Source organism: Exiguobacterium sp. 17-1 (genome assembly GCF_023096305.1).
Taxonomy (GTDB): Bacteria; Bacillota; Bacilli; order Exiguobacteriales; family Exiguobacteriaceae; genus Exiguobacterium_A; species Exiguobacterium_A sibiricum_A.
The window spans coordinates 73,248-98,140 of the sequence record NZ_JALIGJ010000003.1 but is presented as its reverse complement, the minus strand read 5'-3'; the positions used below and the strand labels follow the sequence as shown (position 1 = coordinate 98,140).

Here is a 24,893-nt window from a genome sequence, read left to right as displayed (position 1 = left end):
AAATAAGCTTTGACAGATAAGTCGAACGAATGGAGAATGGAAATGAAAACGATTACATAAATCCAAGGAGGATACGACATGAATCGATGGAAATCAGTCTGTGCAGTTGTGCTAACGTTTGCACTGATCTTTAGTTTATTTCCGGTAAACGGTTTGGCACTGGAAAAAGGAAAATCGACACTCGTCATCATTCACTACAAAGAAGATAAAACAGCACCAAAAGAATGGAACCTTTGGTTATGGGCAAATGGACCAGATTACTTCCCGAATAAGGCACATGCCTTTAACGGACAAGATGCTTACGGAAAAATTGCCGCTTACGAATTTCCGGTTGATCAACCGGAGAAAATCGGTTTTATCGTCCGCGATGATTCCTGGAACAAAGATGCCGGTTCGGAAAGCGACCGCTTTATCACAAAAGACATGATCAAAGACGGTGTTGCGGAAGTATGGATTGAATCGGGCAGTAAAGAAGTTTCACCGGTTAATCCGACGGGCGGCAGTGACGTCGAGTCCGTCAACACGAACATTCATTATTACCGTTATGACAATGACTACGAGAAGTACGGGGTGTGGGCATGGCCGAACGCTCAGGACGGAAAACGGTTTGAATTTGACGGTCAAGACGCATTTGGCGCTGTGGCAAACGTCACACTGACGAATATGACGAAGGAACGTCTTGTTGGAATCATTCCTCATATCGAAGGATGGTCTGAAAAAGACGGGGCTGACCGTTTCTATTATGCGGGAGCGAAGGATATTTGGCTGATTGAAGGCGATCAAACGGTTTATTACAGCCAACCTGATATTGATCGGACGCCGAAATTCACAAGTTTCTTAGCAGATGATTTTAAGACGATGACGTTGAAAACGAACTCGCCAATTACGGCAGAAGATTTAAAAACGCTGACATTCAAAGGTCTTGTCAATCCGCTTGTCACACAAGTGGATGCGAAGACGTTAAAAGTGACGGTCACAACGGATATTGATTTAGCAGATGTCATTACGGTCGCACACCCGGTGTTCGGGGAAGGGGTTCTAGAAGCAGGAAAAGTATTGCGTTCAGATGCCTTTGACAAAAAATATGCGTACGATGGAAAACTCGGCACATCCTATCAAAAAGGGAAAACGACGTTCCGCGTCTGGGCACCGACTGCGCAAGCCGTTGAACTGGAACTTTATAAACTGCCGAAAAAACAAGCAGCCACAACAAAGGATATCGTCCGTGAAGTGAAGATGATCCGTGGCGACCGTGGTGTCTTTAATGCCACGATTAAAGGGGACCTTGACGGAACAGGATACACATATGAAGTCAAACATGCCAAAGAAACAACGCGCGCCGTTGATCCGTATGCGACAGCTGTAGCCGTCAACGGAGATCAAGGGGTCATCGTCGATTTAAAGGAGACGAACCCAAAACGTTGGACGAAAACAAAAATGCCGCTGAAACAAGCAACGGATGCCATCATTTATGAAACACACGTCCGTGACTTGTCGATGTTTGATGTCACAGGAAACACATACGATTCAGGGATCAAGCAAAAAGGGAAGTATCTCGGTGTTGTCGAGCCGGGGACACGTTTATTGAAAGACGGTAAAAAAACAAAAACGAAAACAGGACTCGATCATTTGAAAGAACTTGGCATCACGCATGTCCAGTTCATTCCGGTCTACGATTTTAATACGGCTTCTGTCGACGAGACAAATCCGTTAAAAACATACAATTGGGGCTATGATCCGAAAAACTACAATGCACCGGAAGGCTCTTACGCGACTAATCCGTACGATCCAAAAGTCCGGATTAAAGAAATGAAACAAATGATTCAAGGTTTGCACGATAACGGCCTCCGCGCCGTCATGGATGTCGTCTACAATCATATGTTTGACGCCAAAGCATCGAATCTCGATAAAATCGTTCCAGGTTACTACTACCGTTACACTGAAGGCGGAGATCTCGCCAACGGAACAGGTGTCGGAAACGATACCGCCTCTGAACGGAAAATGATGCATAAATTGATTGTTGATTCTGTCGCCTACTGGGCAAAAGAATACCGTTGGGACGGTTTCCGCTTTGATTTGATGGGGATTCATGACGTCAAGACGATGAATGCCGTCAAAAAAACGACAACTAAAATCGATCCATCGATTCTTGTCTTCGGGGAAGGCTGGAGTCTCGGAACACCACTTCCGGAAGCAGACAAAGCCAACCAGACGAATGCAAAACAGATGCCGGGAATTGCTCATTTCAACGATAACTTGCGTGATGCGCTTAAAGGAAGTGTCTTTGAAGACACGGATGCCGGTTTCATCAACGGTAAAACGGGTCTTGAAACACGCATCAAACGCGGAATCGTCGGTGAGATTGCGTACAGCAAAGACATCACTGGATTCGCAGCAGAGCCGAATCAAACCATCACGTATGTCGAAGCTCACGATAACCACACATTGTGGGACAAGTTGAACTTAACGAATCCGACAGATACCGATGTGACGAAAACAAAAATGCACCGTTTGGCGTCAAGTATTCTGCTGACGTCACAAGGAACAACATTTATCCATGCCGGTCAAGATTTCATGCGGACAAAAGGTGGCGACCATAACTCGTACAAATCACCTGATTCCGTCAACCAACTCGACTGGAAACGTAAAATGGACCGTCAAACTGATGTCGACTATATGAAAGGTCTGATTCAAGTCCGGAAAGCGAATCCTGCTCTTCATTTAGGAACAGCAAAAGACATCCGCCGCTACCTGACGTTCACATCGTCACCAGAGCAGGTTGTAGCGTATCAATTATCAGATGATGCGCCTCAGCAAAAAACAGATCTTTATGTCGTTCACAATGCGAAACGTCAAGCCGTCAAGATGACGTTACCAAAAGGAACATGGAATGTGATCGTCGATGGTAAAACCGCCGGAACGAAAACACTGAAGAAAGTATCAGGCAACGTGACGGTTGATCCGCTCAGCTCGTACGTCCTAAAAAAATAATCAACTCAAAAACGCGCCGCCTCTGTGAATGACTCACGGGGGTAGCGCGTTTTTCATCTAAGGAAAAGTTAAGCGTAACGCTCGTCTTCTTCCTCTTTTTCGTTCAGGTTACCTTCTTCTGATTTTGCGATGATAACGGCACAAGCGGCGTCACCTGTGATATTGACGGCTGTCCGCATCATATCAAGCAGACGGTCGACACCGATGATCAAGGCAATCCCTTCGACAGGCAGATTGACGGACTGGAGAACCATCGTCAGCATGACGAGACCGACACCCGGTACGCCGGCTGTTCCGACAGACGCGAGAACGGCAGTCAGGACGACGGTTGCCAGTTGTGCCAGTGACAAGTTGATATCATACACCTGAGCGATAAAGACCGTCGCGACCCCTTGCATGATCGCCGTTCCATCCATGTTGATCGTTGCTCCGAGCGGTTGGACAAAGCTGGATACCGAGCGCGGGACTTTCAGCTCACGCTGCGCTGTCTGCATGGCGACCGGTAATGTCGCGTTCGACGATGAAGTCGAGAAGGCGAACAGCATGACCGGAGCAAACTTTTTAAAGAAGAAGAACGGATTCATTTTTCCGAGCAGTGAAACAGTCGAACCGTACGTCAACAGGGAATGAATGATCAGCGACAAGATAACGACCATCATGTAGAAGAACATCGCTTTGAGCGAAGCAAATCCTTGTGCACCGACGGCGGAAGCAATCAATGCAAATGCGCCGAGCGGGGCCATCTTCATGACAAGACCAATCAAATACGTCATCAAATCATTTCCTTGTTCGATGAACGAACGTAACGTCGATGCTTTACTGCCAAGGAACGTAATACCGAAACCGATAAAGACACTGAAGACGATCAGTTGCAGCATATTACCTTCTGCCATCGAAGCGATCGGATTTGTCGGAAACATTCCGACGATCGTATTAATTAAACTTGTATCCGGCAAATTGCCTTGATCATACTTCAAGTTGTCTGTCGCAAAACTACCGAATGTTCCAGGTTTAATCAACAGCGATAGACCAAGAGCGATGACGATGGCGACAGCGGTCGTCGTCATGAAATACGTAATCGCTTTTCCGCCGACACGGCCCAGTTCTTTTGGATTTCCAAGTCCCATGACACCAAGGGAAATCGAGAAGAAGACGATTGGTACGACAAGCATCTTGATCAGGTTCAGGAAGATCGTCCCGATCGGTTGGAGTGCATACTTATTCAATCCTTCATAGATTGATTTGTCCGGCAAGATGGCGAGAATGATTCCGAGGATAACTCCGAGAATCAATCCCCAAATGATCCGTTTGGCTTCTTTCATAACTGACAACAACTCCTTTTTCAGATAACTGTGTCTATTTTGACATATTGTTCACCCTTTTGACAAAACATTTCATAAATATTAAGAAAACGCTTACAAATTATTTCGGATTTTTTTAGTGAATAATCATGAATCTGTTGTAAATACGGGAGCAACATGAGACTATAGAAAAGAACAAAAAGGAACATCTCAGGGATCAGGCAAAACTGGTTAATCAACTATTGACCATTTTGTATATTCCTACTATAATGTTGTATGACGTGTCTGACACGTTTCCTTTAGTCGGTAATATCGGAGGGAGGGAAAACTAGTGGAAACTCGTGTACGTAAAAATGAATCACTTGAAGACGCACTTCGTCGCTTCAAACGTGGTGTTTCAAAAGATGGTACGCTTGCTGAAGTTCGTAAACGTAAACACTACGAAAAGCCAAGTGTAAAACGTAAGCTTAAATCGGAGGCTGCGCGTAAGCGTAAGAAGTTCTAACGTAAGAGAGGGTGTATCCTCATGAGTCTTCAAGAGCGTTTGACAGTGGATATGAAGGAAGCCATGCGTTCGCGTGAGAAAGATCGTCTTACGACGATTCGGATGGTGAAGTCGTCCCTGCAAAATGAAGCGATTAAACTCGGTAAGCAAGAATTAACTGATGAGGAAGAGCTAACTATACTCTCACGTGAGATGAAACAGCGCAACGACTCCCTCCGAGAATTCGAACGCGCTGATCGTCACGACCTCGTCGAGAAGATTCAAGCAGAGATAATCGTGCTCGAAGCTTATATGCCAAAACAACTTTCGGAAGAAGAAGTTCAGGAAATCGTCAACGCAGCTATTGCGCAGACGGGTGCCTCTGCTCCTTCTGATATGGGGAAAGTAATGGGTATCGTCATGCCGCAACTCAAGGGTAAAGCGGACGGTGCTCTAATTAATCGCCTTGTTAAACAACAACTGCATTAACCCGTTTTGAAAGGTGTCCTCCGGGACATCTTTTTTTGTGCGACAAAATCGGAAAATTCAAAACTTGGTAAAAATTATGAAACCTTTTTTAAGATGAAAGCGTATATAATAAGAGTAACAATGAGCTATGTTCAGAAAGATGAAACATGTTGCCGTCTGATTCTGATGAAAAAGGGGTGAACGAAGTAATGTCTTTTAGTTTAGGGATGATTTTAGCGGTCTTCATGATCGGTGTCCTCATGTTGCTGGTCGAAATATTCGTGACAGGATTCGGTATATTCGGCGTACTTGGCATCGGTGCAGTTCTTGCCAGCTTGATTATGGCAGGTGCTACGGTCGGTCAAGTCGGCCTTGCTGTAGGATTGGCAGTTTTTTTATCACTTGCTGCCGGATTTTGGGCCTATCGTCGGATCAAATCGAATCAATCGTTATTATGGCGGGGTTTGATTTTGACAGACTCCACATCGTCGGAAAAAGGATACCTCTCTCATCAAGATAAAGAACAACTGCGTGGGAAAATCGGGATCAGTTTGACACAACTTCGCCCGGCAGGAACGATCGAGATTGATGGGAATCGAGTCGATGCTGTCACGGAGGGGAATTTTATTAATGCCGGTGAACAAGTCGTCGTGCAAGAAGTCACACACGGACGAGTCATCGTTCGAGTCCAAAAAACGAAGGAGGAGTCACTCACATGACACCCGAACTATTGACCGTTCTACTCATATCAGGAGGAGTCCTTATTTTCCTCGCGATTTTCTTTACACTTGTCCCAATTCCGCTGTGGATCAGCTCGCTTGCCGCCGGAGTTCGCGTCTCCATCTTTACATTAGTCGGAATGCGACTCCGTCGTGTTACACCGTCAAAAATCGTTAATCCGTTGATTAAGGCAGTCAAAGCGGGAATCAACCTCAATACAAACCAGCTGGAAAGTCACTTCCTTGCTGGTGGTAATGTCGACCGTGTAGTCAATGCCCTGATTGCGGCGCACCGTGCGAACATCGAACTCAGTTTCGAACGGGCGGCAGCGATTGATTTAGCAGGTCGGAACGTGCTTGAAGCCGTCCAGATGTCCGTTAACCCGAAAGTCATCGAAACGCCATTCATTGCCGGTGTCGCGATGAACGGGATTGAAGTTAAAGCAAAAGCGCGGATTACGGTACGTGCCAACATCGACCGTCTCGTCGGTGGTGCGGGTGAAGAAACGGTTATCGCCCGCGTTGGTGAAGGGGTCATCTCGACGATTGGTTCATGTCAAGATCAAAAAGAAGTTCTTGAAAATCCGGAAATGATTTCCCGGACCGTCCTTGCGAAAGGTCTGGATTCAGGAACAGCGTTTGAAATCCTTTCGATTGATATTGCCGACATCGATATCGGTAAAAACATTGGTGCGGTTCTTCAAACGGATCAGGCGGAAGCTGACAAAAACATTGCTCAAGCGAAAGCGGAGGAACGTCGGGCGATGGCGATTGCGAGCGAACAAGAGATGAAATCACGTGTCGAAGAAATGCGTGCCAAAGTTGTGGCGGCAGAAGCAGAAGTCCCACTTGCGATTGCAGAAGCATTGCGTGATGGTAATTTCAGTGTGATGGATTACGCCAATTACTTGAATGTGACGGCTGATACGAAGATGCGTCAAGCCATCGGTGGTCAATCATCGCCGAACGACACACAATAAAAGGATGATCTAGATGGAAAGCTTAATTTGGGTCGGACTGATGATTGCCTTTGGTGTGATTTCGGTTATTTCGAAGGCGGCTGATCAGAAAAAGCCAAGCTCGACGACGCGGGTTCCTTCAAAAGAGTTTGGGGACTACGTCAAGAAAATGGTCGATCAAGTGGAAACACGGCTTCCAGAAGATCGAGATGTTCCGCCTCCGATCAAACGGAAACAGCCAAAGCCATCGCAACCGGTTAAGCACCAACGGACCGAGTTGCAACAGCGGTTGGATGAACGGGAACGTGTGAAAGCACAAAAACAATCGAAGTCAAATCTCGGTAAAATCACAGGAAGCATTTCCAGTGACGAAATCGGCAAACGGCGTGATCGGAAAACAGGAATGCGGACGACACAAGAAGAGATTCGCCAGGCGATGATCTGGAGTGAAGTCCTCGGTCCACCGGTTTCAAAACGTACTTCAAAGTCCCCTCATCGTTAAGAAAAGGTTGGTTCTCGTGTAAATGGGAATCAACCTTTTTTGATGGAAAAAAGTAAAGCAAAGCAAGCGGATGGGGAAGTCTGCGCATGAAAGTAGTTAAAATGAGGAAACCATGCATAGAGGATGGGTTTTTCTTTCCATCTATTCTTCGGAAATGATAAAGTGGACTAGAATAGATTTGTAGAGATGACGTACTGTTATCCATCATTAGGAGGCCAATCATAACGTGATATTCAATGAAAGAATCCCATTCGTATTTTCGAATTCAGAACAGATTCAAGCATTCGTAGGACCGAACGATGCCGTACTAAAAACGATGGAAGCGGAGCTTGAAGTCCAACTCACGCATCGTGGTGATGAATTGTTGGCACAAGCGGAGGAAGAACGATCTGTTGTTTTAGCAAAACAGGTTGTCGGTGTCTTAAAGCAACTGGTCGATCGAGGAGCCGTCTTGACGGAACGTGATGCGACAAGCGCGATTCAACTGGCACGACAAGACCGGGTCGATGAATTACTTGAATTATACGATACGGTCATTCATACGAATCATAAGGGGAAACCGCTCCGGGCAAAAACGCTCGGTCAAGCACGTTACGTTCGCGGAATCGAAAAGTGTGATTTGACGTTCGGAATCGGACCGGCCGGGACCGGGAAAACGTATCTTGCGGTCGTTATGGCAGCAAGGGCCTTAAAAGAAGGTTACGTCAAACGTTTAGTATTAACACGGCCTGCAGTTGAAGCAGGAGAAAATCTGGGGTTCTTACCCGGCGATTTGAAAGAAAAAGTCGATCCGTATTTACGGCCGCTGTATGATGCGTTACATGACGTGCTTGGCGTGGAGCACACAGCCCGTTTATTAGAGCGGGGTGTCATTGAGATTGCACCGCTCGCCTATATGCGGGGGCGGACACTTGAGCACGCTTTCGTCATTTTGGATGAAGCTCAAAATACAACAAGAGAACAAATGAAAATGTTTTTGACACGTCTTGGCTTTCACTCGAAGATGATTGTCACGGGTGATTTGACGCAAGTCGATTTACCGCGTGGAAAAGTGTCCGGACTACAAGAAGCCTTGAATCTGCTTGGAAATGTTCGCGGAATTCATTTCGAACACTTTAGTTCGGCTGATGTCGTCCGGCATCCACTTGTTCGGAAAATCATTGATGCCTATAGTCAAGAACTCAATTAAAGCGCAACAGGTGAGTCTTGAAGTGGAAAGGAGACGAACGGATGCGCAGAGTAGGTATGTGGATCAGTCTGCTGACATTGACGTTTTATGTTGTTGTCTCAACGATGATGTATGTCAGCGTCCGGCCTGAAGCCTTGTCAGCAGATCCATTTTCGATTGCAGAAGAAGACATTCGATCGCCATTGACGATAGAAGATCGGGAAGCAACCCGATTGCTAAAAGAAAATACAGTAGCTGCGATTGATAGTCAGTACACGATTAAGCAGGAATATGCTGCACAGCAGATCGATAAAGTCGAGCAGCTTTTTGCAAGTCTTAAGGGTATCAAAGAAGCAGAAGACATCGGTCGGATCAAACAGCGGCTTCGGGGAACGGAAGCCGCGGATTTACTGCAAGACGATGAATTACGGCTTCTTGCCACATCGTCTACAGCGATGAGGACGACGACACGCGATGTTGTGATTACGGCCATTGAGGAAGCGATGCGGCAACGGATTTCCTCTGATGGCGGTGAAGTGGCGGAAGCGCGTGAAAATGCACGGCTCGATATTGAACGATCCGCCTTATCGTTTTCGATGAAGGCTGTTGGAAAAACGCTGACGGATCAATTAATCGTGACGAACTATGTGTATGATCCCGAGAAAACAGAACAGTTGCGTAAGCAGACCAGTGATAAGGTGGAACCGGTCTTGATTTCTGAGGGGGAAGTCATCGTCAAACGAGGAGAAGTCATTTCCCAGGATGCCTACCGTCAACTGCAACTCGTCGGTCTGATTTCTGACCGGCAATCGCTTAAACCCTTGTTCGGCACCTTGATAGTCAGTGCGCTGATGACATTGTTGTTGTTCGGGTTCATCAGTCGGTCCAACTTACGTTATGCAAAGATGGGCAAAGTAAAATTGTTCAGTTTGGTGTATCTAGTTGTTATTTTGCAGCTTGTCGTGACATACGGGATGGCTTTCTTGGCAGACGACATCAATCCAGCCCTTTATTTACTCACGCCAACAGCATTTTCAGCGTTAGTCTTGCGCAATTTATTGAATGAGCGGATTGCTTTATCCAGTACCTTGTTCATGGCGTTAGCAGGTACTTTTTTCTACAGCACGAATCAGAATTTCAGCTTTAATATTGCGATTTACTTATTGGTGGGCGGATTGGTTGCGACCTATTTCCTGCGCTCCAGCTTGTCACGCCGGCGGATTTTTATCAGCAGTTTAACGATTGCTTTAGCGAATGCAGCTGTTTTCGTCGCTTTCGTACTCATGCGCAGTGGTCAGTTGGAAGTAAAAGAGATGTCGATTTTACTGGGATTTGCCGTTGCCAGCGGTGTCTTCAGTGCCATCCTGGCGATTGGATTATTACCGTTCCTTGAGATGACATTCGGTATTTTAGCCCCGACGCGCCTTTTGGAATTATTAAATCCGACCCATCCACTGTTGAAAAAACTATTGGTCGAGGCTCCCGGAACGTATCATCATAGTATGATGGTCGCGAATCTTGCCGAGACGGCTTGTGAAGCAATCGGTGCCGATGGTTTGCTCGCCCGTGTCGGTGCGTATTATCATGATTTAGGGAAAACACGTCGTCCGCTCTATTTCATTGAAAATCAACATGGACTCAATCCACACGACCGTCTGACACCAGAAGAATCCGCCAAAGTGATTCTTGCCCATACGGATGACGGGGTGGAATTGTTGGAAGATGCAAAGTTGCCGGGTGTCATCGTCGACATCTGCCGGGAACATCACGGTACGTCGTTACTCCGTTATTTTTACGTGAAAGCGACGGAACAGGGTGAAATCAATGAAGCGGATTTCCGGTATTCGGGTCCGAAACCACAAACACGCGAAGCCGCGGTCATCATGATTGTCGATTCCATCGAGGCGGCGGTTCGGTCCATGAAGTCCCCAACGGAAACTGGAATTCAAGAACTGGTTAAAAAAATCATTCGTGAAAAACTGCTTGACGATCAATTCTCAGAATGTGAAATGACGACACGTGACATTTACCGGGTCGGTGAAAGTGCCTGCCATACGTTATCCGGATTATTCCATGAACGGATTGAATATCCTGAATTAAAGAAAGAGGAGCTTACATGAATATTTACATGACCGATGAAGGAACCTTGTTGACGGAAGAGCAACTGAAATTAGTCGAAGCGATTTTAGTGTATACCGCAACGGAAGAAAAAATTGAATCGAACAGTGAATTATCTGTCACGTTCGTAACGAATGATGAGATCCAGCAAATCAACCGGGAATGGCGTGGGAAAGATCAAGCGACGGATGTCATTTCCTTTGCGATGGACGAACTGGGAGAAGATGAAATTGATTTTGAATTACTCGAAGACGAACCGGTTGTCCTCGGTGATTTAATCATTTCGGTCGAACGTTGCCGGGAACAGGCAGCGGAATACGGCAATCATTTCGAACGTGAGCTTGGTTTCCTGGCTGTTCACGGTTTCCTGCATCTGCTCGGATACGATCATATCGAAAAAACAGATGAAGACATCATGACAAAACGTCAGGAGGAAATCCTACATCACTTTGAACTGTACCGAGGAAAATTGTGAAGACGTGGTGGTTACCCTTCACCCATGCAATGAACGGAATCCGTCAGGCGATGAAGGAAGAACGGCATATGAAAGTTCATTTTACGATTGGACTCATCGTCTTGGCAGTTGCCTTATATTTACCGCTGACATGGATGGAACGGGCGATTTTATGTTTAACGATTGGTGTTGTCCTCAGTGCGGAAATGCTTAATACCGCTTTTGAGCGGACCGTTGATCTCGTTACGGAAGAATGGCATCCACTCGCAAAAGCAGCAAAAGACATCGCGAGCGGTGCTGTTCTTGTGTTGGCGCTTACATCGGTTGCGATTGCACTATGCATCTTCGTTCCATATTTGGTACAATAAGAATCCGGCCTTTTTTTGGCCAATACCGTTCCTAAAAGGGGAAAATAGACATGAAAACAGAACAATTACTCGAACAAGCTAAATTAGCGCGCGAAAAAGCGTATGTTCCATATTCGAAGTTCCAAGTCGGGGCAGCTCTGCTCACGAAAGACGGACAGGTTTTCCATGGCTGTAATATCGAAAATGCGGCATATGGTCTTTGCAACTGTGCTGAGCGGACAGCTATCTTCTCGGCTTGGGCACAAGATGCACGTGAATACGCAGCGATGGCTGTCGTAGCAGATACAGAAGGACCTGTTGCACCATGCGGACAATGCCGTCAAGTTTTGTTTGAAATGTGTGACGCGGATATGCCGGTCTACTTGACAAACCTGACGGGTGACGTCACGGAAACGACAGTCGGTGCGCTCTTACCGGGTGCATTCACGAAGGGAGATCTTCATGTTTAAAGAAGGATTTAAATCAGGGTTCGTTTCGATTATCGGTCGTCCAAACGTTGGGAAATCAACATTCTTAAACCGAGTCATCGGACAGAAAATCGCCATTATGTCAGATAAACCACAAACGACACGGAATAAGATTCAAGGTGTCTATACGACAGATGACGTGCAAACGATTTTCATTGATACACCAGGGATTCATAAACCGAAACATAAACTTGGAGATTTCATGATGAAAGTCGCGACAAACGCGTTACGCGAAGTGGATGCGATTCTCTTCATGATTAATGTGACCGAACCAAAAGGGAAAGGTGACGAATTCATCATCGAGAAGTTGAAAGATCTCGATACACCAATCATTCTTGTCATGAACAAGGTCGACTTGATTCATCCGAATGATATCCCGCCAATCATCGAATCGTATCAAAACGAATTGAACTTCGCGGCAGTCGTTCCGATTTCTGCTCTTCAAGGGAATAATGTCGAACCACTTCTACAAGAAATCTCGAAAATCTTACCGGAAGGTCCGATGTACTATCCGGCAGATCAAATCACCGATCACCCGGAACGATTCATTATCTCGGAAATGATTCGCGAGAAAGTCCTGCAGAAGACACGTGACGAAGTGCCACACTCGATTGCTGTTGCCATTGATCAGATCAAGACACGCGAAGACGGGAACATGGTCGATATTCACGCAACGATTTTGATCGAACGTGATTCACAAAAAGGAATCATCATCGGTAAACGTGGTGCTCTGTTAAAAGAAATCGGTTCAGAAGCACGAACTGACATCGAGATGCTGCTTGGAACAAAAGTCTACCTCAACCTGTGGGTGAAGGTCCAAAAAGACTGGCGGAACAAAGCAGGTCAATTGCGTGAACTCGGATTCCGAGACGACGAGTATTAATCGATGATTGATAAGGCGGAAGGGCTTGTCTTACGGACGGTCGTGTATGGTGAATCGAATAAAATCATTACACTGTTGACACGTGAATATGGCAAGCTCGCCGTCATGGCCCGTGGTGCTAAAAAACCCGGCAGCCGTTTCAATGCGGCGAGCCAACCATTTATCCGAGCCGTTTACGTGTACCCACGTTCGCGTGGTCTCGGTCAATTAAAATCAGCAGACGTCATCACAGGATATTCGAAAATTCGTCAAGACGTGTTTTTGATGGCCTATGCGATGTATCTTCTTGAATTGGCAGACAAAGCGCTCGATGAACGGGTGCCGCAACCGGCACTGTATGATTTGTTTGTCGATGGTCTTGAAGCGATGGACGAAGGGCTCGATCCAGATGTTGTATCCTTCATCGTTGAACTCCGATTACTGCGTCATTTGGGAATCGCACCACACTTAAACGGCTGTACGATTTGCGGCAGTGCAGAAGCACCATTCGCTTTTTCCTTGAATCACGGGGGTTTACTTTGCAGACGACATCGTCATGAAGATGAACATGCTGTTTATTTGACGGAATCCGTGGCCAAGATGCTATATGTCTTTTCTGTTTATGACTTTTCCCGGATCGGCACCGTCGATGTGAAGCCGGAAACGAAACGATTGTTGCGTCAAATCATGGATGCTTATATGGAACGCTACAGCGGTCTCCGTCTTCGTTCAAAACGGGTTCTCGATCAATTACTGAATCTCGGAGACGATTGACAGATGCGCCGTACGTTCGGTAGAATAAGTGCGGAAGAACTAACTAAACGAACACGATGAGAAAAAGGAGTAATACCTGATGTTCAGTCAAGCGATTTCGGGATAGTGCGAGCCGGAAATGAAGCAGGTGTGAACGGCATTTTTGAGTGTTCCTGGTCAAAGAGTGGCATGCTTATGTATGCAAGTAGGGTGGAACCGCGGGCTCGTCTCGTCCCTATGTACAACCTTGTTGTACATAGGGACGTTTTTGCGTTCCCGCATAAATTTGGAGGTGGAAGTCTTGAAGATGACAGTACAGGAAATGATCTTAACACTGCAAAAATTTTGGGCTGAACAAGGGTGCTTGACGATGCAAGCCTATGACGTGGAAAAAGGCGCCGGAACAATGAATCCGATGACGTTTTTACGAAGTCTTGGACCAGAGCCATGGAACGTCTGTTATACAGAACCATCACGCCGGCCAGCGGACGGACGCTACGGCGAAAATCCGAACCGCTTGTATCAACATCACCAGTTCCAGGTCATCATGAAACCGTCGCCGGACAATATTCAGGAACTGTATTTACAAAGTCTTGAATTGCTCGGCATCAATCCGCTTGAACATGACATTCGTTTCGTCGAAGATAACTGGGAAAACCCGACGTTTGGTGCAGCCGGACTCGGTTGGGAAGTCTGGTTAAACGGTATGGAAATCACACAGTTCACGTACTTCCAACAGGTTGGTGGAATTGAATGTAATCCGATCGCAGTTGAAATCACGTACGGAATCGAACGTCTCGCATCGTACATCCAAGATGTCGAAAGTGTATTTGATTTGGTTTGGACAGACGGTTTCAAATATGGAGATATCTTCTACCAACCGGAATTTGAACATTCGAAATATACGTTTGAGACATCTGATGTCGATCTCTTGTTCACATTGTTCGATCAATACGAAAAAGAAGCCAACCGGGCACTGGATGAGAACCTGGTCTTCCCGGCCTATGACTATATCTTGAAATGTTCACATACGTTTAACCTGTTGGATGCCAAAGGGGCGATTTCCGTCACGGAACGAACGGGCTTTATTCACCGTGTCCGAAACATGTCGCGCCGCTGTGCCCAAAGTTTCATCGAAGAACGGGAACGTTTAGGTTTCCCATTGATTAAATCGAAAGCTGGTGAATCGCATGCATGAGTTATTACTTGAAATCGGTCTGGAAGAAATGCCTGCCCGTTTCGTCTTACAATCGGAGATACAATTAAAAGACCGTGTGACGACATTCTTAAGTGAAGCACGTATTACGTTCGACACGATTGAATCATTTTCGACGCCACGTCGTTTAGCAGTACTCGTAACCGGAATGTCGGAACGTCAGGCTGACTTAGAAGAGACGCTTAAAGGCCCGGCGAAACGGATTGCGGTTGACGCGGACGGCAATTGGACAAAAGCCGCTCAAGGATTTGCACGCGGTAAAGGTTTGACGACGGATGATCTGTTCCTTCAAGAAGAGAAGGGAATCGAATACATCTTTGCGACGCGCAAAGAATCAGGACAAGAAACAGCAACGCTTCTGCCGGGACTCAAACAAATCGTTGAAGCGATGTCGTTCCCGAAAAATATGCGTTGGAGTACTCAGTCATTACGCTACATGCGCCCGATTCGTTGGATGATTGCCTTACTGGATGACCAAGTGATTCCATTTGAAGTGGCAAATGTTGCGACAGGACGGACGTCACGCGGACACCGTTTCCTTGGACAGGACATTACGATTTTACGACCGAATGCCTATGTTGAGGCACTTGCCGGAGAACATGTCATTGTCAGTTACGAACAGCGTCGTCAGCTGATTGAAGATCAGATTCAAAAACTCAGCGAACAAGAAGGATTTGAAGTACCGATTGATCCGACATTACTTGAGGAAGTTACGAACTTAGTGGAATACCCGACGGCATTATTCGGGGTATTTGACGAAGCCTATCTCGAACTGCCGGAAGAAGTACTGATCACGACGATGAAGGAACACCAACGTTATTTCCCGGTAAAAAAAGACGGGACGTTGCTTCACTACTTCGTCACTGTCCGTAATGGGAATGCGACGCATCTCGAGAACGTAGCCCGCGGAAACGAGAAAGTCATTCGGGCACGTCTTGCGGATGCACAGTTTTTCTATGAGGAAGATAAAAAAGCCGATATCGATGCCCAGGCAACGCGACTTGATAAAATCGTCTTCCATGAAAAACTCGGAACGACAGGCGAAAAAGTCCGTCGTGTGCGCGAGATGGCTCTGCAATTGGCGGAACGATTCAGTGCGGATAAAGTGAAAGTCGAACGTGCGGGAACGATTTATAAATTCGATCTTGTCAGCCAAATGGTTTATGAATTTACAGAACTGCAAGGTATGATGGGCGAACGTTACGCCAATATGAAAGGTGAAGACGATGAAGTCGCAGCGGCGATCCGGGAACACTACTTACCGCGTTTTGCTGGGGATGAAAGTCCGAGCACACCAACAGGTACAGTGTTAGCTGTTCTCGATAAGATGGACAGCGTGGCTGGTTTCTTCGGTGTCGGGATGATCCCAAGCGGTTCGGCCGATCCATATGCGTTACGACGCCAAGCACAAGGAATTGTTCAGATTCTTTCAGACCGTCAGATTGACATGACGTTGTCAGAGCTAATCGATTTCGTTGTGTCTGCTCAATTAAAAGCAGGTCTTTATCAAGCGGATGCAGAAACAGTTAAAGCAGCAATGGAAGACTTCTTCAATCAGCGTCTGAAGTTCCGCTTGTCGGAAAAAGGATATCGTCATGATGTCATCGAAGCGGCACTTGATCCGAAGTTGACGGTCGAAGCAAACGAAAAACGCGCATCAATGCTTGAACAGGCCACACAACAACCGACCTTTAAGAAGACAGTTGAGCAACTCAGCCGTGTCTTGAACATCTCGAAAAAAGCAGAGACGGTTGTTGCGGTAAATCCAGCGCTCTTTGAAAATGAAGCCGAACGTGCCTTGCATGAACAAATCGAGCAACTGATTCCAAAAGTGGAAGCGGCAGTTCAAGCCTCTGACTATAGTCAAGCGATTCAAGTGCTCGAATCGAGTGTTCCGGCCATTACTGCTTATTTTGATGGAACGATGATCATGGCGGATGACGAAGCAGTTCGGACGAATCGTCTTAGCGAGATGAAACGATTTGCGACGGCGATTGAACAAGTCGCACGATTCAATGCACTCACTTTAGTGTGAATAAAGGACGGATGAGCCGATGAAGTTAAATGAACGGCAGAAAAAAATACTCCAAATCGTTAAAGAAAACGGTCCGATCACAGGAGAGCAGATTGCATCTGAACTCTCCTTGACACGGGCGACCTTACGTCCGGACTTATCGATTTTGACGATGACTGGAATGCTGGAAGCACGTCCACGCGTCGGTTATATGTATGTCGGTAAAAAAAACACCTCCATGTTGCATGAAAAATTGGATACGTTGACCGTTGGCGAATTCATGTCTTCAGCGAAAGTCATTCATGAAGGGATGACGGTTTACGATGCAATCGTCCATCTGTTCCTCGAAGACGTCGGCTCTCTGTTCGTCGTCGGAAAAGATCATGCGCTAGTCGGTGTCTTGTCACGGAAAGACTTTTTACGGGCGGCGATCGGGAATCAGGAACTGGACTCGTTACCTGTTAACATCATCATGACACGGATGCCGAATCTGACGGTTTGTGAGAAATCAGAGACATTGATCGGGGCAGGGATGAAACTCATCGAAAAACAGATCGATTCCATGCCCGTCGTTGAACAGGTGGACGGAATCTTAAAAGTCGTCGGACGCATGACGAAGACAAACATGACGAAAGTGTTGGTCGCGCTGGCACGAGATGAAGAACTTTAAGAGGAGGTTCACAGATGAGACAACGCATTTATGTAGTGAGTGACTCGGTCGGTGAAACATGTGAATTGGTCGTGCGGGCAGCGGCGATCCAGTTTCCGGAGCAAGCAATTGAAACGGTCCGGATACCATTCGTCGATGACGATCAAGTCATTTATGATTTAGTGTTACATGCAAAAGAAGAGCAAGCGACAATCGTCTATACCATCGTCCATGCTACACACCGCCGGCTTCTTGCTGAAACGGCACATGCGCATGAAGTCAAGGCGATTGATCTGTTGGGTCCGTTACTGGATACGATGGAAGGGCGTCTTGGGATGCAGCCGAAAGAAGAACCGGGACTGATTTACCGGTTGGACGAAGAGTATTTCCGGAAAATTGAAGCTGTTGAATTTGCAGTGAAATATGATGACGGTCGCGATCCGCGCGGTATCAAACGGGCAGATATCGTGTTGATCGGGGTCTCCCGTACCTCGAAGACTCCGTTGTCACAGTATTTGGCGTTAAAACGTTATAAAGTTGCGAATGTACCGCTCGTTCCGGAATCGATCCCGCCGGAAGAACTGTTTGATATTCCAAAAGAAAAATGTTTTGGACTATTGATTTCTCCAGAGAAGCTGATTGATATCCGGATGGAACGTTTACGGTCGCTTGGACTGAAACCGGAAGCGGCTTATGCCCAAATGGACCGAATCAATCGTGAACTCGATTATGCGAAAAATCTGTATGACCGAATCGGTTGCCAAGTCATCGATGTGACGAATAAAGCGGTCGAGGAAACGGCGAATCTCATCTTGACAGGGATTTCGGGCAAATCACATGACTAGTAAAGAATGGTTTCACGTAGTATACTAATCTAGCTGCTTAATGAGATGATGTAAATTTTCTAATGAAACGGAACGAGTATTCGTTCCGTTTCATTGCGGGTATATGTATATAAACGTTCGAAAGGAGAGGTGACCAATTGAAACGGCTTCCTGACGAATTGGTTGACCAAGTCCGACAAGCAACGGATATCGTTGAATTGATATCAGAACGTGTAGAATTAAAAAAACAAGGGAATCGTTATTCAGGGTTATGTCCTTTTCACTCTGAAAAATCCCCTTCTTTTTCTGTTTCTCCGGATAAAGGCATGTATTATTGTTTCGGATGTGGGGCAGGGGGAAACGCCATTACTTTTGTCATGGAAACGGAAGGAATGAGTTTTCCGGAAGCCGTCGTCAAGCTGGCGGACCGAACAGACATCAAATTACCGGAATTTGAACGGTCTGATCAAACGGAGTCCACACCCGATCAAGAAAAAAAATATCGAATGCGGGAAGCACACCGGATCGTGGCAGATTTGTATCATGAAGTCATGTTGCAGACAGCTGCCGGTGACGCCGGAAGAGAATATCTCGAACAACGGGGAATCCAAGAACCGGCGATGCGGGAGTTTAAACTCGGTTACGCACCGGACCAGGACCGATTCACGGTGGATTCATTGGCACGGCGTAACTTTGATTTGGATGAGATGGTAGAAGCAGGGTTGATTTCAATAGGCAGAGATGGCGATTATCGCGATCGATTCAATGGACGGGTCGTATTTCCAATTTCAGATCGTGATGGCACGATTGTTGGATTCAGTGGTCGCTCCATTGACGGAAGGGACCCGAAATATGTCAATACAGCGGAAACTCCTCTTTTTAATAAAAGCGAATTGCTGTTTGGTTTCGCACAGGCACGTGGTGCAATGCGAAAAAATAAGCAAGTTGTACTTGTGGAAGGGAATTTAGATGTTGTACGTGTCGCTCAAGCGGGTATACCCTATACGGTAGCTTCTCTCGGGACAGCATTGACTCCGGTCCATGCTCAAAATTTAGCAAGAATCGTCGATGAAGTCATAGTTTGTTATGACGGAGACAAAGCGGGACGTGCCGCGACACTTAAAGCATTACGTTTATTAGAAGATGTTGCGGTCGATTGTTCTGTAATTCGTCTTCCGGATGGAGAGGACCCCGATTCTTTCATCGGTGCCCAATCGGAAGAGATATTTCTTCGTTTAATCGAGCAGGAACGGATTTCAAGCCTTGAATTCAAATCTTTTTATTTTCGGCAAGGAAAAAACCTTCGATTAGAAGGAGAACGGGTCCGTTATATTGAAACTATGCTTGAGGAGATTGGCCGAACGGCCAATCCATTGTTACGCGACATCTATTTAGGGAAACTGGCTGAAGAGTTCCACTTGTCGAAAGAATCACTGCTGTCGCAAGTTAAGCCGTTGCAACCGCAACAGGCTAAACCGAAACAAGAGCGGCGGCAACAGACACAAGTCGTGACATCTTCTCCTCAAGACCGTACCTTCTCGAATTGGAAACGAGCCGAACGGTTTCTGCTCGCCTATATGATCCGTTCAGAGGAAGTAGGTCTTGAGGTACGTGATCAACTTGGTGTGGCATTTAACGATCCTGCCCATCAACTGATTGCAGGGAAACTATATGAATTTTACGGAACAAACACCCCAGCGGATCCCGATCGCTTTCTGACGATGCTCCACGATGCATCGCTTCAGCGAATCGTAGCGGATCTAGAGTTTATGTTAATGCCGGAATATGATCCGGATTTATTGAGTCATTATATTCGTGCCGTTCAAAATGAACGACAACGGCGGACACTGGATGAGGAAAAGTCGCAGTTGAGTCAACAAACAGATATCCGTGCTCAAGCGGAGCTAATGCAGGCGATCATCGAACGGAAACGGCGTTTGAAAGATCGATGACCTGCTGCATGATGTGGAAGGAGTGTATGGTTCGATGGCAGAAAAAGCAAGATCGGAAGCAGAAATACTACGTCTCGCGAAGGATGAACTAATCGCGCTCGGACACAAGAATGGTGAACTATCGCATCAAAAAATCGAGGATAAACTCAGTTCGTTTGAATCAATGGATGCGCAACAATTCGAAGAATTCCTTCAACTGCTCGAAACAGAAGGCATCAAGGTCAATAACGACGGAACGGGTGACGACAAGGAAGAAGCGGATTTAAACGATCTTTCGGTCCCACCAGGCGTCAAAATCAATGACCCTGTCCGGATGTACCTGAAAGAAATTGGTCGCGTTGATCTATTGAACGCAGAAGACGAAGTCGAACTCGCAAAACGGATTGAACAGAATGACGAAGAAGCTAAGAAACGTTTAGCGGAAGCCAATTTACGTTTGGTCGTTTCGATTGCGAAGCGTTACGTCGGTCGTGGGATGCTGTTCCTTGATTTGATTCAAGAAGGAAACATGGGACTCATCAAAGCGGTTGAAAAATTTGATTATACAAAAGGATATAAATTCTCGACGTATGCTACCTGGTGGATTCGTCAGGCCATCACACGTGCGATTGCCGACCAGGCACGGACGATCCGGATTCCGGTTCATATGGTCGAAACGATCAATAAATTGATTCGGGTCCAACGTCAATTACTTCAGGATTTAGGACGTGAACCGACTCCGGAAGAAATTTCGAAAGAAATGGAAATCACACCGGAAAAAGTACGTGAGATTCTGAAGATTGCACAAGAACCGGTATCGCTGGAAACACCGATCGGGGAAGAGGACGATTCACATCTCGGAGACTTCATCGAAGACCAAGATGCGACAGCCCCTCAAGATGCAGCGGCCTACGAGTTATTGAAAGAACAGCTCGAAGATGTCCTCGATACGTTGACGGACCGCGAAGAAAATGTCTTACGTCTTCGTTTTGGTCTAGACGACGGTCGGACACGCACACTTGAAGAAGTCGGGAAAGTATTTGGTGTCACACGTGAACGGATTCGTCAGATTGAGGCGAAAGCGTTACGGAAACTACGTCATCCAAGTCGTTCAAAACGTCTAAAAGATTTCCTCGATTAATTCAAAGTGTGAAGAAAATATGAAATTTTAGTGAGAAGGGAGAAAAAGTTTTGTTTTTTTCTTCCTTCTCTGTTTTTTTTACAGTAGAATAGTAACGGGGAATACCATTCAGTCACCAACTTGGTTGGGTAGAGAATATGGGGGGGAATCCAAATGCGTAATCCGTTAGTACCGTTCGCATCGATTGCGATCATCGCCATCATCGCCATGATTTCATTGTCATACTTTGGGGTCGATCAGGTAAAACAAGCAGAAAAAGGTCCATCAACAGCTGAAATGAAGCCGGAAGATCTGTTTGCATCTAAAGGATGTACAGGATGCCACGGTGGAAATCTTGAAGGTGGAGTCGGTCCGAACTTAACAAAGATCGGCGCGAAGCTGAAAGAAGAAGAAATTAAAGAAATCGCTATGAACGGTAAAGGGCAAATGCCTGGCGGTCTTGCGAATGACGAAGAAGCCGCTGCTTTAGCAAAATGGCTCGCTGCAAAGAAATAAGTCAATCAACATCCGTCTCTTCTCCGAGATGGATGTTTTTTTGTGATGAATTTTAGGGAAACGACTGTTTCTTTTTTACGCCAAGTCCGCTATTTTTAAATGAGAACATGAATCAGGAAGGATGAAATACATGCAAACGAACGTCATACTTGATCAACGCCTACAAAAAGTCGTGTCTTATATTCCACAAGGAGCCGTACTCGCAGATATCGGATCCGATCACGCTTTTGTGCCTTGTTACTGTATCCAGCAAAACTTGATTGAACGCGCGATTGCCGGTGAAGTCAACGTGGGACCAATGGAAGCGGCACAAGGACAGGTTGCGCTTGTTCAATTAGAAGATAAAGTTGATGTCCGGCTCGGGAGTGGCCTGACCGTCTTAACACCGGGTGAAGTGACGGCAGTAACGATTGCTGGAATGGGCGGAACGTTGATTGCTTCGATTTTAGAAGAAGGCAAAAATCACTTATCCGGAGAAGAAAGATTGATTTTACAACCAAACGTCGATGCCGTTGATGTGCGGAAGTGGCTGCTCGCTAACGGCTATGCCTTATTATCAGAAGCGATTGTCAAAGAAAATGAGAAGATTTATGAAATTCTTGTTGCGGAAAAAGGAGAAGAATCGTTATATTCGGACGATGTCGAACAACGGGATTGGGAATTGTATTTTGGTCCGCAATTGTCACGGGAAAAGGCACCGGCATTCATTGAAAAATGGCAGACTGAAAAACAAAAACGACAATATATCCTGGAACAAATGCATCACGGAAACGATTCGGATGTCTTGCAAGGGAAAATCGCGAACATTGAACGGTTGATTCAAAAAATGGAAGAGGTGACGAACTGATGGCAAACGGTCAGCAAGTCATCGAACAGTTTGAGACATTTGCACCAAAAAAATTTGCCTTTGAAGGAGATCCGATCGGCTTGCAAATCGGGACACTCCATAAAGAGGTCAAACGGGTCCTTGTCACGCTAGATGTGTTGGAAACCGTCGTGGATGAAGCGATTGAAAAAAAAATCGATTTGATCATTGCCCATCACCCGCCGATTTTCAGCAAACTGCCAAAAGTGACGGATCAATCGGCAGCGGGACGTATCGTCATGAAATGCATCAAACATGATATTGCCGTCTATGCCGCCCACACGAACTTAGATGTCGCGGAAGGCGGCGTCAATGACCTGATGGCAACGGCATTAGGTCTCACGGATACAAAGGTCCTGGTGCCGTCTTTCGAAAACACGCTCTATAAACTCGTTGTCTTTGTTCCTGAATCTGCCGTACGACAGGTCTCGGAAGCGTTAGGGAAAGCAGGAGCGGGGCATATCGGAGCATACAGTGACTGTCAGTTCCATACGACGGGGATCGGACAATTCAAAGCGACGGCGGAGGCGAATCCGTACGTAGGACAACCGGGACAACTAGAGCAGGTAAAAGAAGTGCGAATCGAGACGATTGTCACGGAATTGAACCAAAAACAAGTCATTCGGGCAATGAAACAAGCACATCCGTATGAAGAAGTCGCGTATGACGTGATCCGTCAAGAAATTGTAGCGCCGTCACTTGGTCTCGGGCGGATTGGCCGATTAAAAGAAGCCGTTCCCTTAAAAGTTTTTGCGGAACAGGTGCGGTCCGCCTTTGGAGTTGAAAACTTACGGTTTGTCGGAGATGAGAATCGCTTGATTCAAAAAGTAGCTGTGTTGGGCGGGGACGGGAATAAATATGTTTCGACAGCAGCCTTTGCAGGGGCAGATGTATTAGTGACAGGTGATTTATATTTCCATGTCGCGCATGATGCGATGGCACTCGGACTTGCTGTGATTGATCCCGGACATCATGTCGAGTCGGTCATGAAGCAGGGAGTCGTCGACCTTCTGACAGAACGGTTTGAAAAACAGAACATCAAAGGTGTCGAATTGTTTGTGTCAGAAACCAATACGAATCCTTTTCGATTTCTTTAAAAAAAATTCCCGACCGCATTCGACGGACGGGAATCTTTTTTTTAAAGAATTTTAACTTTTGGTAAGATTCGGCGCAATTCGAGGAACGGCGTCTTGTCATGGGTGCTGATATCAGCCGGATCGTACTGTTGTAAGAAATCGATGACTTTTTTAGTAATCGGTGTTGGCGTCGATGCACCAGATGTTACGCCCACTTGGTTTACACCCTCGAGCCATGATAAATCCAGTTCCGTTAAATCACCGATCCGGTGAGCCGGTGTTGCGGCAATATCAAATGAAACCTGTGCCAGGCGATTGGAGTTGTTTGAACGTGGATCGCCGACGACAATCACTAAGTCGCAATCACCGGCTTGTTCTGCAACAGCTTCCTGGCGCACTTGCGTTGCATTACAAATTTCGTTATGCACTTCGACATGCGGATATTTTTCGCGGACATGCCCCATTAACGCCTGGACATCCCATTGGCTCATCGTCGTTTGATTCGTGACGATGATTTTTTTATTGGCGAGATGAGCAGGTAACGCTTCGATATCTTCAACTTTTTCGATCAAATGAACGTGTTCTGGTGCCACACCTACGGCTCCTTCAGGTTCCGGATGACCGTGTTTACCGACATAGATGACTTCATAATCATCTGCGACGACAGTTCGGATCAAGTCGTGTGTCCGGGTGACGTCCGGACACGTCGCATCAACGACAGTCAATTTTTTCTCGGCTGCACGGGCATAAACAGCAGGGGAGATTCCGTGTGCTGTAAAAATGACGGTTCCTTCTTTAATCGTCTCAAGTGCTTCCAGGCGGTCGGGACCATCTACGGTCAAGACCCCCATCCGTTCGAATTCACGCGTGACGTGGGCATTATGGACAATCATGCCAAGGATATGGATAGGACGTGGCAAGTTTTCGTTTAGTGCAGCTTGTTGAGCAAGTTTCATCGCATCAACAACACCGTAACAATAACCACGGGGACTGATTTTTTTAACAAGCATAGTCTAAATTCTCCTTTTGTATGGAAAGAATGATTATTTAGAGTGTACCATTGATTCA

Annotated in this window: 24 protein-coding genes; 22 read left to right on the top strand and 2 right to left on the bottom strand. The window is 46.3% G+C overall.

Features of this window, described 5'->3' with window-relative positions; genetic code table 11:
* Positions 1–78: 78 nt before the first annotated feature.
* Positions 79–2,991, top strand: coding sequence for a type I pullulanase (gene pulA / locus MUN34_RS10175; RefSeq protein WP_247857720.1), 2,913 nt, complete (start codon positions 79–81; stop codon positions 2,989–2,991).
* A gap of 68 nt (positions 2,992–3,059) precedes the next feature.
* On the opposite strand, the gene MUN34_RS10170 is transcribed toward pulA, so the two are convergent.
* The gene (locus tag MUN34_RS10170; protein WP_247857719.1) at positions 3,060–4,313 is read right to left on the bottom strand and encodes a dicarboxylate/amino acid:cation symporter; all 1,254 of its coding nucleotides are present in this window, start codon (positions 4,311–4,313) and stop codon (positions 3,060–3,062) included.
* A gap of 310 nt (positions 4,314–4,623) precedes the next feature.
* Between MUN34_RS10170 and rpsU the strand changes: the two genes are divergently transcribed.
* The 21 genes from rpsU (at position 4,624) to MUN34_RS10065 (ending at position 23,846) form a co-directional block, all read left to right on the top strand.
* Positions 4,624–4,797: a 30S ribosomal protein S21 gene (gene rpsU / locus MUN34_RS10165; RefSeq protein WP_012369719.1), complete on the top strand. Its 174-nt coding sequence runs from the start codon at positions 4,624–4,626 to the stop codon at positions 4,795–4,797.
* Between the two features lie 21 nt (positions 4,798–4,818).
* Entirely contained in the window at positions 4,819–5,265 is a 447-nt protein-coding gene (locus MUN34_RS10160; RefSeq protein WP_071498507.1) for a GatB/YqeY domain-containing protein, read from the top strand.
* Positions 5,266–5,453: 188 nt separating this feature from the next.
* Positions 5,454–5,963: an NfeD family protein gene (locus MUN34_RS10155; RefSeq protein WP_034770302.1), complete on the top strand. Its 510-nt coding sequence runs from the start codon at positions 5,454–5,456 to the stop codon at positions 5,961–5,963.
* On the top strand, positions 5,960–6,943 hold the full coding sequence (gene floA, locus MUN34_RS10150) for a flotillin-like protein FloA (protein WP_026828986.1): 984 nt from the start codon (positions 5,960–5,962) through the stop codon (positions 6,941–6,943). Before MUN34_RS10155 ends, floA begins: the two co-directional genes overlap by 4 nt.
* A 13-nt stretch (positions 6,944–6,956) precedes the next feature.
* On the top strand, positions 6,957–7,424 hold the full coding sequence (locus MUN34_RS10145) for a hypothetical protein (RefSeq protein WP_026828985.1): 468 nt from the start codon (positions 6,957–6,959) through the stop codon (positions 7,422–7,424).
* Positions 7,425–7,650: 226 nt separating this feature from the next.
* The gene (locus tag MUN34_RS10140) at positions 7,651–8,613 is read left to right on the top strand and encodes a PhoH family protein (RefSeq protein WP_034769977.1); all 963 of its coding nucleotides are present in this window, start codon (positions 7,651–7,653) and stop codon (positions 8,611–8,613) included.
* A gap of 41 nt (positions 8,614–8,654) precedes the next feature.
* Positions 8,655–10,712, top strand: a complete 2,058-nt coding sequence (locus MUN34_RS10135) for an HD family phosphohydrolase (RefSeq protein ID WP_247857718.1) — start codon at positions 8,655–8,657, stop codon at positions 10,710–10,712.
* Positions 10,709–11,185 carry an rRNA maturation RNase YbeY gene (ybeY, locus tag MUN34_RS10130; RefSeq protein ID WP_026828982.1) on the top strand — a complete coding sequence of 159 codons (477 nt, stop codon included), beginning with the start codon at positions 10,709–10,711 and terminating at the stop codon, positions 11,183–11,185. Before MUN34_RS10135 ends, ybeY begins: the two co-directional genes overlap by 4 nt.
* Entirely contained in the window at positions 11,182–11,532 is a 351-nt protein-coding gene (locus MUN34_RS10125; protein ID WP_247857717.1) for a diacylglycerol kinase family protein, read from the top strand. Before ybeY ends, MUN34_RS10125 begins: the two co-directional genes overlap by 4 nt.
* 50 nt (positions 11,533–11,582) lie before the next feature.
* The gene (locus MUN34_RS10120) at positions 11,583–11,981 is read left to right on the top strand and encodes a cytidine deaminase (RefSeq protein ID WP_014969809.1); all 399 of its coding nucleotides are present in this window, start codon (positions 11,583–11,585) and stop codon (positions 11,979–11,981) included.
* The gene (gene era / locus MUN34_RS10115; RefSeq protein WP_012369729.1) at positions 11,974–12,882 is read left to right on the top strand and encodes a GTPase Era; all 909 of its coding nucleotides are present in this window, start codon (positions 11,974–11,976) and stop codon (positions 12,880–12,882) included. Before MUN34_RS10120 ends, era begins: the two co-directional genes overlap by 8 nt.
* 3 nt (positions 12,883–12,885) lie before the next feature.
* Positions 12,886–13,635 carry a DNA repair protein RecO gene (recO, locus tag MUN34_RS10110; protein WP_026828980.1) on the top strand — a complete coding sequence of 250 codons (750 nt, stop codon included), beginning with the start codon at positions 12,886–12,888 and terminating at the stop codon, positions 13,633–13,635.
* Positions 13,636–13,921: 286 nt separating this feature from the next.
* A complete protein-coding gene (gene glyQ / locus MUN34_RS10105; protein ID WP_012369731.1) occupies positions 13,922–14,812 on the top strand; it encodes a glycine--tRNA ligase subunit alpha in 891 nt (296 codons plus the stop codon).
* Positions 14,805–16,865, top strand: coding sequence for a glycine--tRNA ligase subunit beta (glyS, locus tag MUN34_RS10100; protein WP_247857716.1), 2,061 nt, complete (start codon positions 14,805–14,807; stop codon positions 16,863–16,865). The genes glyQ and glyS overlap by 8 nt, the downstream gene beginning before the upstream one ends.
* 19 nt (positions 16,866–16,884) lie before the next feature.
* Complete coding sequence (ccpN, locus tag MUN34_RS10095; RefSeq protein ID WP_026828978.1) at positions 16,885–17,514, top strand: transcriptional regulator CcpN; 630 nt, start codon at positions 16,885–16,887, stop codon at positions 17,512–17,514.
* Positions 17,515–17,528: 14 nt separating this feature from the next.
* On the top strand, positions 17,529–18,338 hold the full coding sequence (locus MUN34_RS10090; RefSeq protein WP_026828977.1) for a pyruvate, water dikinase regulatory protein: 810 nt from the start codon (positions 17,529–17,531) through the stop codon (positions 18,336–18,338).
* Positions 18,339–18,475: 137 nt separating this feature from the next.
* On the top strand, positions 18,476–20,269 hold the full coding sequence (gene dnaG, locus MUN34_RS10085; protein ID WP_026828976.1) for a DNA primase: 1,794 nt from the start codon (positions 18,476–18,478) through the stop codon (positions 20,267–20,269).
* Between the two features lie 34 nt (positions 20,270–20,303).
* Positions 20,304–21,389: an RNA polymerase sigma factor RpoD gene (gene rpoD, locus MUN34_RS10080; protein WP_012369736.1), complete on the top strand. Its 1,086-nt coding sequence runs from the start codon at positions 20,304–20,306 to the stop codon at positions 21,387–21,389.
* 153 nt (positions 21,390–21,542) lie between these two features.
* Positions 21,543–21,884 carry a cytochrome c550 gene (gene cccA / locus MUN34_RS10075; protein WP_026828975.1) on the top strand — a complete coding sequence of 114 codons (342 nt, stop codon included), beginning with the start codon at positions 21,543–21,545 and terminating at the stop codon, positions 21,882–21,884.
* A 130-nt stretch (positions 21,885–22,014) separates the two neighbouring features.
* Positions 22,015–22,731, top strand: a complete 717-nt coding sequence (locus MUN34_RS10070; RefSeq protein ID WP_247857715.1) for a tRNA (adenine(22)-N(1))-methyltransferase — start codon at positions 22,015–22,017, stop codon at positions 22,729–22,731.
* Positions 22,731–23,846 carry a Nif3-like dinuclear metal center hexameric protein gene (locus MUN34_RS10065; RefSeq protein ID WP_247857714.1) on the top strand — a complete coding sequence of 372 codons (1,116 nt, stop codon included), beginning with the start codon at positions 22,731–22,733 and terminating at the stop codon, positions 23,844–23,846. The genes MUN34_RS10070 and MUN34_RS10065 overlap by 1 nt, the downstream gene beginning before the upstream one ends.
* Before the next feature lie 41 nt (positions 23,847–23,887).
* On the opposite strand, the gene MUN34_RS10060 is transcribed toward MUN34_RS10065, so the two are convergent.
* Complete coding sequence (locus MUN34_RS10060) at positions 23,888–24,835, bottom strand: 4-hydroxy-3-methylbut-2-enyl diphosphate reductase (RefSeq protein ID WP_026828972.1); 948 nt, start codon at positions 24,833–24,835, stop codon at positions 23,888–23,890.
* Positions 24,836–24,893: the final 58 nt, after the last annotated feature.